General features: G+C 46.4%; 6 protein-coding genes and 1 pseudogene. All 7 read left to right on the forward strand.

What is annotated here, in order from left to right; translation table 11 throughout:
- Nucleotides 1-84: 84 nt before the first annotated feature.
- A pseudogene (locus tag T3H97_RS13115) lies at nucleotides 85-732 on the forward strand (beta-galactosidase); the annotation flags it as partial.
- 8 nt (nucleotides 733-740) lie between these two features.
- On the forward strand, nucleotides 741-1,472 hold the full coding sequence (locus T3H97_RS13120) for a DUF5597 domain-containing protein (protein WP_328799921.1): 732 nt from the start codon (nucleotides 741-743) through the stop codon (nucleotides 1,470-1,472).
- A gap of 165 nt (nucleotides 1,473-1,637) precedes the next feature.
- Nucleotides 1,638-3,233 (forward strand): response regulator, encoded by a 1,596-nt coding sequence (locus tag T3H97_RS13125; RefSeq protein ID WP_328799922.1) that lies wholly within the window; start codon nucleotides 1,638-1,640, stop codon nucleotides 3,231-3,233.
- Nucleotides 3,230-5,005 carry a sensor histidine kinase gene (locus T3H97_RS13130; protein WP_279833770.1) on the forward strand — a complete coding sequence of 592 codons (1,776 nt, stop codon included), beginning with the start codon at nucleotides 3,230-3,232 and terminating at the stop codon, nucleotides 5,003-5,005. The genes T3H97_RS13125 and T3H97_RS13130 overlap by 4 nt, the downstream gene beginning before the upstream one ends.
- Nucleotides 5,006-5,264: 259 nt before the next feature.
- A complete protein-coding gene (locus tag T3H97_RS13135; protein ID WP_328799923.1) occupies nucleotides 5,265-7,742 on the forward strand; it encodes a glycoside hydrolase family 3 N-terminal domain-containing protein in 2,478 nt (825 codons plus the stop codon).
- A 53-nt stretch (nucleotides 7,743-7,795) separates the two neighbouring features.
- Complete coding sequence (locus tag T3H97_RS13140) at nucleotides 7,796-10,135, forward strand: GH36-type glycosyl hydrolase domain-containing protein (protein ID WP_328799924.1); 2,340 nt, start codon at nucleotides 7,796-7,798, stop codon at nucleotides 10,133-10,135.
- Nucleotides 10,136-10,228: 93 nt separating this feature from the next.
- Nucleotides 10,229-12,748, forward strand: coding sequence for a glycoside hydrolase family 3 N-terminal domain-containing protein (locus T3H97_RS13145; RefSeq protein WP_328799925.1), 2,520 nt, complete (start codon nucleotides 10,229-10,231; stop codon nucleotides 12,746-12,748).
- The last annotated feature ends 435 nt before the right edge of the window (nucleotides 12,749-13,183 follow it).

A 13,183-nucleotide genomic window follows, 5' to 3' on the forward strand; every position in this document is an offset into this window, starting at 1 on the left:
TATTGCACTGGCAGGGGAGATCCATAACTCCAGTGTCTCTGACTTGAACTATATGAAGCAAAGGTTTGTCCTCAACTTAGAGAATTACACTTAAATACAGTAATCGTACCGGTCTATTGGGAACTGATCGAACCGATGCAGGGGGAGTTTGACTTTCATCTTGTTGATGGAATTATTGAACAAGCCCAGGAAGAAAACCTGCGACTGGTATTCTTATGGTTCGGGTTATGGAAGAACGGAAAATCCTCATATGTTCCAAGCTGGGTTAAAAGGGACTACAAGACCTACTTTCGGGCGGTATATCAGAATAAAGAATCTTCCGATACGATATCGCCATTATGTGAGAAAGCCGTTGAAGCTGATGCGGCTGCGTTCAGATATTTCATGGCTCATCTGAAGAAAGTGGATGGAGATCGCCATACCGTTATCATGGTGCAAGTTGAGAATGAAATCGGATTCTTGGGCAGCGACCGTGATTACTCCGATCATGCGAACGAGCAATTCAACGACTCGATACCCGATGAATTGGCTGCGATTTTTGGCAAGGTAGGTTCATGGAAGGAGGCGTTTGCGGATGATGCGGAAGAATACTTTATGGCTTTTCATTACGCTCGGGCCATCGAACGAATCGCTAGCAGTGGTTCTGATGAGTACGCTCTTCCTATGTTCGTGAATGCATGGCTTGAGCAATTCCCATGGAAGCCCGGACCTTATCCTAGCGGGGGCCGATAGCAAAGGTCATGCAGATTTGGAAAGCGACGGCTCCGACCATCTGTCTTTATGCGCCGGATATTTATGTTCCCAATTTTGCCGAGGTTTGTGAGGAGTATACGGCCGGGAACGACAACCCCTTGTTTATTCCTGAAACTAGAAGAGACGTCGCTTCAGTGACAAACGTATTTTATGCGATTGGAAAACATAATGCCTTGTGTTTTTCTCCTTTTGGCATTGAAAGCATCTTTGCCCCTCCTTCAAATGACAACGCAAATATCGAATTGGGTTTAGCTCTGAATATCGACTTTTCTGCCTTTGTTTCAAATGGAACCGGCCCCTACCTCGCACGCAGCTACGAGCTTCTCGGCAATATGCAGGCGATCATTCAGAAGTACCGCGGTACAGGAAAAATGACGGGATTTATTCAAAATCATGAGCCCGGCTGTATATTGTCTTTCACCAAATATGATTTGAAAGTAAACTATCAGCGCAGACAGGAAGGGAAACCGGTGTCAGGCGGCCTCGTAATCGAAGCGTCGGATAACGAATTTATTTTAGTCGGCATTGGATGTTCATTTGAATTTCTGCCTAAGCGCGGCGACACTTCCAAAGTGGACTACATTAGGATCGAGGAAGGAACGTTCGTTAAAGACAAATGGATCCGGGGGCGTGTTCTGAATGGGGACGAAGCCTCTTATGGATTAGCAGTCGGCAGCAATCCATCCTCCTTTTGTGTGGAAATGTATCAATACCGTTGAACAATTTGAATCTCTGCTAAGCTATTGATAACGATCTCGGAGTCATAATGAGAACCTAGGCAATGATGAATCCATAGAAGAAGACGGAGTGAAGGAATGAAGGGGATGGGAGCAGCGTTGTTGATATATAATGAATGAAAACGTCGTAGGGGAAGTGAGCACATCATGAGGCTGCTGATCGTAGAGGATGAAGAGAGAACCAGGGAAATGCTGTGCAAGCATATTGCCTGGGGGGAGTTGGGTATTAATGAGTTGGAAACGGCCCGCAATGGCATGATTGCTCTGGAGAGGTTCCAGAGCTTTCGTCCCGACATCGTGCTCTGTGATATCCGGATGCCGAAGATGGATGGTATAGAATTCGCGCAACAGCTTCGTAAGATTGATGTTTCATGCAAGCTATTGTTCCTGAGCGGATTCTCGGACAAGGAATATCTAATGTCAGCGATCCGGCTGAATGCTCTCGACTTTATTGAAAAGCCGATCAATCTAGATAAGGTGAGGGAGGCAGTTCGAGAGGCAGTGGAGTCCAGAAAAAAGGATAAGCAAAAACGAATGGAGGAGCGCCAACTGCAGGAGGCCTATGATGAAGGTCTGCCTTATCTGAGACAGGAGATGGTCCGCAAACTTATTTCAGTTCCTGATTCGCTCCATGTGTCGAAGGCTTTGGAGAGTAGAGAAACCTTTCTTTTGCCTCTGGAAGGACCGTATACTGTGCTTGCATCGTGCATGTACTGGCAGCCACCGCAATATCCCAAAGATCCGAGGCTAGTCCAAGAGGCAGTGTTGCGGGAGCTGAATATGAATAACAAGCTGGCTTCGCTACAAGGCATCTGCGGTTTCGATTCACGGAATTTTTTAATCTTTATTCTGCCGGGGATTTTCGGCTGCAGCTACCGGGAACAACGTAAGGTATTGGAGGATCTCTACGCCGAAGCGGCCGGGATCATAGGCAGCAATATCCGTTTTTGTATGGGGGTCGGAGAGTCGGTAAAAGAACAGTTGCAAATTCCGAATGCATACAGAACTGCTCTCGATGTGTGCAGTCTGCATTATTACAGCGAGGGTGATCGGCTAATCTTTGCCAATGCACTTGGTGGCAACCGATCACTTGCTACCGACTGGAACATGGTGCGCAGTCTGCGCGGACTTCTGAAGCAGGGGGAACTGGAAGCTGCCCGCAGTCTTATTGTGAATTGGACCAAGCAGGCCAGGGCAGCACGTGATCTGAATATTGTCCGGCTCAAGGATTCCTATTTCCAACTCTTGCTGGTCATTCTCGATACAGCTGTGCAAATGGGGTTTACGGATACGGATGAGGACATGGAGCGGCGGTATATCTGGAAGGAGATTGACCGTGTTCCCGACCTGGCAAGCATGGAAAAATACATCCTCTCCTTCCTGGACTTGTTCCTGGTACCGCCGGAAGGGGAAGGTAGCTCGGCTAAAATGAGAGAGATTCTGCATTATATTCACAAGTACTTTCATGAAAGGGGTTTCACAATTCGAGATATTGCTGATCATGTGGCGTTGAGCGAAACTTATCTCTGCTCCCTGTTCAAGAAGCAGAGAGGGGGCACCGTCAAGGAATATATCTCCTCGCTGCGAGTGGAAAAGGCCAAGGAACTACTTCTGGACAAGGAATTGAAGTTGTATGAGGTTGCAGAACGGACCGGCTTCACCGATGCCAATTACTTTACCACCTTTTTCAAAAAATGCGCAGGCTGCACGCCTTCGGAGTACCGGGAGAGGATGGCCAAATGAAACTGAAGTCCAGGAGAGCGTTCGCTGATTTTAGCATCCGGCATAAGCTGTTCGCTTCCTATATGCTGGTGATCATTATCCCGTTGGCCCTGCTGCTCTTCCTGCATCTGTTGTTAACCGCGAATGAAATGGAGAAGCAAGCGTTGACTTCGGCCCACAAAATGTTGGAGGAAACTAAATCCTACCTGCATTACCGTGCAGAGACAGTTAATGAAGTGTTGAACTTCATTGCCTTCAATGATACCGTTCAGACTCTGGTAGCCGAAGATCCGAGACGGTATGAGGATATCAATCTCTGGGGAACGGATGCCAGAAGGCTCGACCGGATACTGGCGAAATCCCGCTACAATTCGGATATTGAAACTGTTCAGCTCTATATGAAGCAGGGGCTTGCTTCAGCCACAGAAAGTCCCGACTATTTGAACATGGACAAATTGGAGAACAGCCTCTGGTTCAAGAACTTTATCGCTTCCCATTCCGTCTTCACCTGGCTGCCTTCCTCCGCTATTGAACAGGAAGAGGGCAGCGATGAAGTATCCGTCCTGCGAGTCATTCCAAATGCGCACAATATACAGGTGAGTGATGGCCTTGTGCGTGCCCGGATCTCGCAAAGCACAGTTCGTTCCGTGTTGGAACATGCTGTTGCCACTCCGTCTACCTCCGTAGTCTTATTCAATAACCGCGGTGATGTTCTAAGCACCTCTGGTGAATTTCTGTATACCTCCAAGGAATTTAAGGATATGCTGTCTCTGGTTCCGGCCGATGGGGAAATCGACACTATAGAGTTCAATGGGCAGCAAATCCTGCTTGGACTGGAGGCAATCCCTGAGACGGATATGAGTATAGCGATGATTGTGCCCTACTCGGACATACTGGAATCCAGCAACCGGATGCGCAATCGGCTGATCTTAATTTTTTTATTCATTATTCCCCTTACCTTTATTCTGTCCTTCGTTATTGCTGGTTCGGCAACCAAACGTCTCCGGCAGCTCATTCGGCATGTGCGCAAGGTCAAGGACGGCAATTTACGCATGTCACCGCTTCCAGCCAACCAAGATGAGATCGGAGAGCTAACAACTAATTTTAATATGATGGTGGAGAATGTATCGCGGTTGATGGAGGAGACCTACACGCTCGGGCGCGAAGTGAAGAACAAGGAGTTGAAGGCACTGCAGGCACAGATTAACCCGCATTTTCTTTACAATACCCTGGATCTAATCAATGTTATGGCTATTGAATCCGGTAATGAGGAGATATCCAAAGTAGTAGACCGGCTGGCTTTGTTCTATCGTTTGAGCCTGTCGAACGGCAGTGAGACCGTCACTTTGGAGAGTGAACTGCGGCATATTGAATCCTATGTGTCGATCCAAAACATGCGATTTAATAGTGCGATTACACTGAGCTTGAAGGTTTCACCGCTGCTGCTGGGCTGTGAGGTGCCCAAAATCATGCTGCAGCCCTTAATCGAGAATGCGATTCTGCACGGCATTTTAGAGAAAGATTCGGAGACGGGCATAATCCAGGTATCCGCTATGGAGGAGAAGGGCGATCTGGTCGTGGAGATCAGCGATGACGGCATCGGCATGGTGGAAGCAGTAGTGGAGGCTTTGTTAATTAGGCCTGTTAGCAAAACCACGGGCGGGTTTGGCATCAAGAACATTCAAGAACGGATTCAACTGAACTATGGGTCGTTGTACGGATTGTCCTTTACCAGCCTACCTGGTGAAGGAACCACTGTATGGATCCGCCTTCCCAAGTCAATCAAAAAGTAAGCGCTTAAAAAAAACGAAGAAAATCAAAACTTTCCCCCGTAGAGTGCTGGTCCTGCAAAGTTTTACAATAAGTAGAAAGAAGTATGTACATGGTTATTTCTTAAGGCTCCCTAACCCTGCGAGGCTGTCAGTACACATAAAGTCGTGGAATGAATAACGAAACGTCGTTCAAGGAGTAGAGCTGGCTTTCAGGCTCAGAGTAAACTTGAGTTAAAACATCTTCACAGTTGATGGAAACTTTAATTTTTTGGGGGGAAGAATGATGATTTACAAAGATGCCAGTAAATTTATTCATGAGAGAGTCGAAGATTTAATTGGAAGAATGACACTGCAGGAGAAAGTGGCCCAGTTAACTTGTGCAAATTCATATGGTGGAGAAACCGTGTATGATACTAGACACGGTAAATTAAAAGATGGCATTGGTACCATCAGTTATTTAAACGACTCCCTAACGGGTGACAATAAGAAGGATAAGGAGACAATAAAGGGCATACAAAAGTTTCTTGTTGAAGAAACCAGATTAGGTATCCCTGCGCTGTTTCATAGTGAAGGGATAGCAGGGGCGCAGATCCCAGGCGCAACTACTTTTCCGCAGTCTCTTAATCTTGCTTCTGCCTGGGAGCCGGCGTTAGCACAAAAAATGGGTGAGGTCGTCAAAAAACAACTAAGGGCATATGGATTCAAGGCTGTGCATTCCCCCCTGTTCGACTTGGGACGGGATCCGAGATTCGGAAGAATCGGCGAAACCTATGGAGAAGACCCCTATTTAGTTGCGCAAATGGGCGTGGCGTTCGTCAAAGGCGTCCAAGGTGATCATGAGATCATGGCTGCCGCTAAGCACTTTGTCGGTTATGGTAATGCTGAAGGGGGAAGAGGCGGCGGAGAACAGCAAGTCGACGAGCGAAGATTGTTGGATAGTTATTGCTTCCCCTTTGAAGCGGCTATTCATGAGGCGGACGTGAAAGCGATCATGAATAGTTATGGGATTTTAAATGACCAGGCTGTGTCTACGTCAAAGTGGCTGCTTACCGATATTCTGAGAGACAAGTTGGGATTTAATGGCTTGGTTGTGGCTGATTATGGCAGTATCACGCATGCAACATTACGGTATAGAGTGGCAGAAGATCATAAAGAGGCAGGCATTCTGGCACTTAAAGCCGGACTAGATGTGGAACAACCCGGCAATCAATGTTACCAGCATTTAATAAAAGCGGTTGAATCAAGCGAACTGGAAGAGGCCTATATAGACAATTCCGTAAGACGAGTTCTTGAGACCAAATTCAGGTTAGGGCTATTTGAGAATCCTTATGATGATGGCGATTTTTTTTATGAAATTAAAAAAGCGGAGAATGTGGAGTTATCACGGGAGATTGCGGAGAAATCGATGGTATTGGTAAAAAATGAGGACAATATTCTGCCGCTCAAAAAGAGCCTGAAAGTAGCACTGATCGGCCCCGCCTCAGACACCAAAACCAACTTCTTTGGCGGTTATTCATCGGTAGGATCGGCCAGCACAAGAAGTAGCGATTTCGACAAATCCGAAGAAGACAGCTTCCTGAGAATGCTTTATACAGGGGCAATAACCGACGATAAAGAGTCATTAAAGTCGATGGGAATTGAATTTGATGACCAGCCCACCCCAGAACAAAGAGAAATCATTATGAATATGATCAGACAGAATTTAGCTTCTGAAGATTCCTCGAAAAGAGTCTATAAAACGAATGAAGAATTTGTTCAAATGTTCTACCCGGATTGTAAATCGGTAAAAGATGTGTTGGAGAAAGAGCTTGGGAAAGAACATGTGCTGCACGCCAAAGGCTGCAATATCTCCAAACCTATCGACAGAGGGATTGAAGCGGTAAAAGCTGTGGTGCAACAGGCGGATATCGTCATTGCCGTATTAGGTGGTAAAGAAAGCATGATTGATCCTGAAGCGACTTGCGGTGAAAACAAAGATAATCACAACATTGGTCTTGAAAATTCTCAACTGGAAATGATGGCAGAAGTATTTAAGTTGAATAAACCGGTGATTTCAATTATTGTTGATGGCCGTCCATTAGCTACTCCATTGGTAAGCGAATACAGTAAAGCAGTCCTTTATTCGTGGCTGCCTGCACAGTCTGGAGCCGAAGCCATTATGAATATCCTTACCGGACAGAAGAACCCTAGTGGAAAGCTGCCGGTGACTATTGTCAAAGAAGCAGGTCAGATTCCCATGTATAACAGCAGACTACCGCTCTATGTTGAAATGAATGAATGGGCTGAATATATCGACCCCACCCAAAATAAACCGTTATATCCATTTGGTCATGGATTAAGTTATACGCAATTTGAATACGGTGACCTGGAACACGACCGCTCGGTTCAAGTTGACGGAGAATTGAATATCTTATTTAAGCTGAGCAATGTGGGACAGATTGCCGGGGATGAAGTTGTGCAGGTTTATATCCGGGATCGGGTGAGCAGTGTTGCAAGACCTGTGAAGCAACTGGTTGGATTTGCACGGATTAGCTTGGACATTAACGAAACAAAGAAGGTTTCTTTCAAGGTAAACATGAAGCAACTGGCATTTCATGACTTGAATATGAATCAAGTTGTGGAGCCAGGTAACATGGAAGTGTTTATAGGTGCCTCATCCCAAGATATTCGATTAAAAGGTACCTTTGAGATTATAGGTGAAAAAACTATTGTTGAACGAAAGGCATTTTCATCAAATGTAACGATTACAGAACTGTGAAAACTGAATTAGCAATTCCTCTATTTCCATAACCGTTTACTAGGAGTGAGAAAATGAAAGTAGATAAAATTCATCATTTTTCTGATAAAGGTAACTCTTGTATTATTAATACGCCACGGCCCCCGAGGCATTGGTACAATTATTTGTGGAGCGAGCAAGGATATTGCACACAAGTTTCCCAAATTGGGCATGGCCGAAGCTATTATATCAATTCAAAAGCAGACATGTGTATGATCAATAATCAGGATGCCAAATACCTGTACTTGCGCGATGATGACGCCAATGTGTACTGGAATATAGGGGAAGGCCCATTAAATGAAGAAGTCGAGGATTTCTCATGTGAGCACAATATTGGATATTCCATTCTCCAATCACAAAAGAACGGCGTCCATGCTTCCTGGAAGCTTTTGGTCCCGCATGAAGGCTATAACGAGGTATGGGTAGTCAAGGTCAGGAATAATACGGATAAAGTTAAGAATATCAGCGTATTCTCTACCGTGAGCTTTGAGCTTGAAGGCTTTAATTACCCGCGGTATTACGAAATGTACAGGAGCTGTGAAACCTTCTTTGATGAGAGGCTGAACGGTATTTACTGCCAGTCCAAACATCCCTTCACGCCCCATAACAGATACAACAGTTATATCGCCTGCTCGGAAACCGTCCACGCCTTTGATGGCAATCTGGGAGAGTTTTTGGGAGATCTGGGGTCATACACTAGGTTGGATGCCATGCCAGCACCGTTGTTCCAGCGGCCGGACGTTGTAGTGAAAGGGAGAGATTGTACGAATTCTTTAACTACGCTTGTCAACCTCGGTGGGGTCTTGCAGAACAAGCTGGTACTGGCAGCTGGTGAAGAGAAGGAGCTGTATTATGTGCTGGGCGTCAGTGAATCGTTGGAAGAAGCGGTTCAAACGATGGAGCAATACAGCAACAGGGACCGTATCGAACAAGCACTACTGGAAACAAAGGAGCACCAGAAGTGCAAATACGCTGGCCTCCATATTGTTACGCCTCATGAGAAGCTGAACGTGCTTATGAACGAATGGGTGAAAAAACAGATTGACTTCTGCATAGTCGGCAAGAAGGGGGTTCGGGATAATCTTCAGATTGCCGTAGCCCTTCTAAATTACAGACAGGAAAGGGCCAAGGAGGAAATTATAGAATGCTTGCGGCATCAGTTTAAGGCAGGACATGCTGTGCTGACTTGGTATCCATATGATGCTACCCGTTACTCAGACCAGCCGTTCTGGATTATCTGGGCGGTGTGTGAGTTGATTAAAGAAACCGGAGATTATTCTCTTCTGGATATGGAGATCGAATATCAGGATGAAGGCTCGGCAACGATGCTGGAGCATGTAAAGGCTGCAGTCAACCGGTTGATTGAAGATAAAGGGAAACATGGCCTGGTGCGGATTTTCTTCGCGGATTGGAACGATGCCTTGAATATTACAACGGACCCGGATGCGGAATCTGTCATGCTATCCCAGCAGTTTTGTTATGCCCTGAAAGAGTTGTCAGCGTTGATCCGACGATTGGGCGACACAGGTTATGCTGGGTACTTGGATGAACAGTACCATATCCTCCGCAATGCGATTAACGAAATGGCTTGGGACGGAAGCTGGTATATGCGCGCTCTTAGCAAAGAAGAGAATATCGGCTCCAAAGACAGCAAGGGGAGCACAATCTATATTAACGCACAATCGTGGGCCGTACTAGCTGATATTCCGGATGAAGAGAAGCTGCCCAAGGTGCTGGATTCCATGGACAGCATGGAGCATGATTTTGGTTTCCCGATCAATATGCCTCCCTATACGGAATATTCTCCCCATGTAGGCAGAATGGCCGGCATGCTTCCCGGGCTATTCGAGAACGGCGGAGTTTACTGCCACGCAACCGGTTTCAAAATTATGGCGGATTGCAAGGCAGGCAGGGGAGTAGAAGCCCTACGTACATTGCTGAAGATCATTCCAGACAGCGAAGCGAATCCATCCACACAATCTGGAGCGGAGCCGTATGTCTTCACTAATTGTTATTCAATTCACCCCAAATATTATGGGAAGTCCTACCAATCATGGACAACCGGAACCTCGGCATGGGGACTCATGTCCCTCTTGGAGGGAATTATGGGGATCAAGCGGGATTATGATGGTCTCCGGATTGACCCTTGCTTCCCGGCAGATTGGGAGGAAGCCCAGGTATTTAGGGAGTTCCGTGGCACACGTTATGATATTACCATCCGGAACCCATCACGGTTGTCTGAAGGACAACCCGAGATACAGGTGGATGGAAGCCTTATCAATGGAAATCTGCTGCCTCTCTTTCAGGATGATCGGACCCATTCTGTAGAAGTTGTTCTTAAGCCCAAACCTTCGAACACAAAAGTCGTCATATGAATAACGGAAAGTCGTTGTGGGATCTGCGGCCTAAAGGTTTGGTTATCGGTGTGGTGAAAGGTAGATTTGAAAATTTGTAGAGGAGTTGACAGCATGATTGGTACTTGGAGTTTTCTGCACCAAACGCCTCAATCCACGATTAAAATGCAATTTATCATTGAAAAGAAAGAAACTTATGTATTATCAGTTGTTCTGGAACCGTTTCCGTTTCCAATCGAAATCACTGCGTTGACTGTAGAAGGCAACACGCTTCAGGCCAAGGGAGTATCATCATTTGTACCAAATGAAACGCTTCAATTTGAACTGACATTTAATGATGAAGAGTTTCAGGGCAGGATCAAGATTCCCTTCCAGGAAGCATTCTTCGTAAAAGGTGTGAAAGGGCCTGGCCCATCGCTCGCGGATACGCTCATTTCCGAAATCGCTCCTTATCGGAAGCATGATGTAAAGCAACGCGACGATACAGAGATTTACCTATCCGTTGAAGCTCTTCTCAGCAAGATGTCCATTACTGATAAGATTGGTCAAATGAGTCAGTGTATGTCTACAAACCTCTCGCTTGGATCAGAGCTTGCGTCTGACACACCGGAAAAACTGGTTGCAGAAGGCCGGGCTGGTTCAGTTCTGTCGGCCGTAACGGGTCGCAGAGTGTTCGAACTCCAAAAAATAGCGGTGGAGCAATCCCCGCATAGTATTCCGTTGCTATTTAATTTTGACGTTATACATGGGTTTCAGACGGTATTTCCCGTGCCGCTTGCTTGGTCCTGCAGTTGGGACTTGGAATCTATCAGGGAAGCTTGTGCGATTGCCGCAAAAGAGGCTACCGCCAGCGGTATCACATATAACCATGGCCCGATGGTCGATGTTACGAGAGACCCGCGTTGGGGTCGCGTCGTAGAGGGCGCAGGCGAAGATCCTTATCTGGGAAGTCTAATCGCCAAAGCTCAAGTAGAAGGCTATCAAGGTAACAGTTTACACGATCCTGATACACTCATTGCTTGTTTAAAGCATTTTATTGCATACGGAGCTGCCGAGGCAGGAAGAGATTACAATACGGTAGATATTTCGGAAGGTACCTTGCGGAATGTTTACTTACCGCCCTTCAAGGCGGGGATTGAATCGGGCGCCGGGTCGGTGATGAATGCCTTTAATACGTACCAGGGGGTTCCTGTGGCAGGAAACCGCTACCTCCTTAACGATGTACTGAGAGGAGAGCTGGGCTTTGACGGTATATTGATTTCCGACTACGGCTCCATTGACGAAATCGTCGCTCATGGGTACGCAAGGGATAGCAAAGAAGCAGCAAAAAAGGCTCTTGATGCAACGTTGGATATTGAGATGGTGACTCGTTCTTATGATCATTTACATGAATTGATCGAACAGGGACTCGTTACGGAAGAACAATTGGACCAAGCGGTACGTCGGATTTTGACTTTTAAGTATAAGATCGGCATTATGGATGACCCGTTCCGTTATGTACGCCCGGAAATAGAAAAGGAATCTCACTTCCATCCGAGTCATCTGACAGCGAGTCGGAGTCTGGCGCAGAAATCCATCGTTTTGTTGAAAAATAACGGCTTGCTCCCGATTACAAGCAAGGAACGAAAGATAGCTGTAATTGGTCCATTCGGTGATAGCAAGGATCTGCTGGGACCGTGGCAGTGGTCCCGATATGCGAATGAAACCGTTACGCTCTGGCAAGGGATTGAAGAACAGGGAGTACCGGCGGTAGATCTTTTGCTCGAAGAAGGATGCAAGGTTGAGGAAGCGATTGTAGGAGGACTGGAGCGGGCAGCTTCTGCGGCGGAACAAGCCGACATCGTTATTCTTGCCCTTGGTGAGAACAGTGAAATGTCTGGCGAGGCTGCATCCCGCATGGATATTACGCTGCCGAAGGCTCAACAAGAACTAGCGAAGGCAGTTGTTAAGGCAGGCAAACCGACCGTATTGGTTCTAACAAATGGACGTCCTCTTGTGCTGGATTGGTTTGAGCATCATATGGACGCCATCGTGGAGACATGGTTCCTTGGATCTCAAGCCGGGCATGCCATAGCAGATGTGCTCCTTGGCAATTATAATCCGTCCGGCAAACTAACGATGAGTTTCCCCGCTCATGCCGGACAAGTACCAGTATACTACAATCACTTTAGCACTGGGAGGCCTGTAACGGAAAGCAATAAGCATTTAAAGTTCTTTTCCAAGTATATAGATGGTTCTAATGATCCCCTGTATCCTTTTGGTTACGGGCTAAGCTATACGACGTTCGAGTATTCGGCAATTTGGTTATCCCAATCGCAGATGAATGCTTCAGAGACAATTACTGCCAACGTGACGATTACCAATACAGGTATGATACAGGGAGAGGAGACCGTCCAGTTGTACATTCAGGACCTTCATGGCAGTGTGGTCCGTCCAGTGAAGGAGCTTAAGGGGTTCCAAAAGGTGACATTAGCCGCAGGCGAAGCACAAGAAATCCGCTTCACCATCGCCGAAGCGGATTTGGCTTTTTGGAATTCGGATCGAAAATATGAGGCCGAACCGGGGGAGTTCAAGGTTTATATCGGATCGAGTTCTCGCGATGTGAAAGAAGCGTCATTCGAACTTCTGCCTTAAACGAGTTCTGGTACTGGAAAGGTCCTTCTCTACGATGCTGCTGGGTCCGATCCTGTGGAAGGATTAGCGAAGTAGAGAGGGAGTTCTGATTGTTTCAGCTGGTCCATTTTTACATTGGGGAAGGGTAGCGACTTCCTTGTTAACATTCATATACCGCTGTTTATAAATTTGTTCAAAGATAGCGAAGCAGGAAATGTGCCGATAGAAGCCTATAACACTTAATTATTTTATAAAGCGCTCGCTATGAGTCTTATGTAACACAGTTGCAATATTTCCAGTTAATTCAGTCCTCGATTTTGTATTTGACTATTGAGTGGAGTACATTTATCGGCCAAGATCAAAATATATTCCAACGGCTTCAATGCAGGAGAGCTATGACGAAATCATTAACTTGCTTGACTTGATGAATATGAATGATGAGGTGCCGGTGTTCAA

It is taken from the genome of Paenibacillus sp. LX16 (assembly GCF_036252815.1).
Classification (GTDB): domain Bacteria; phylum Bacillota; class Bacilli; order Paenibacillales; family Paenibacillaceae; genus Paenibacillus; species Paenibacillus polymyxa_B.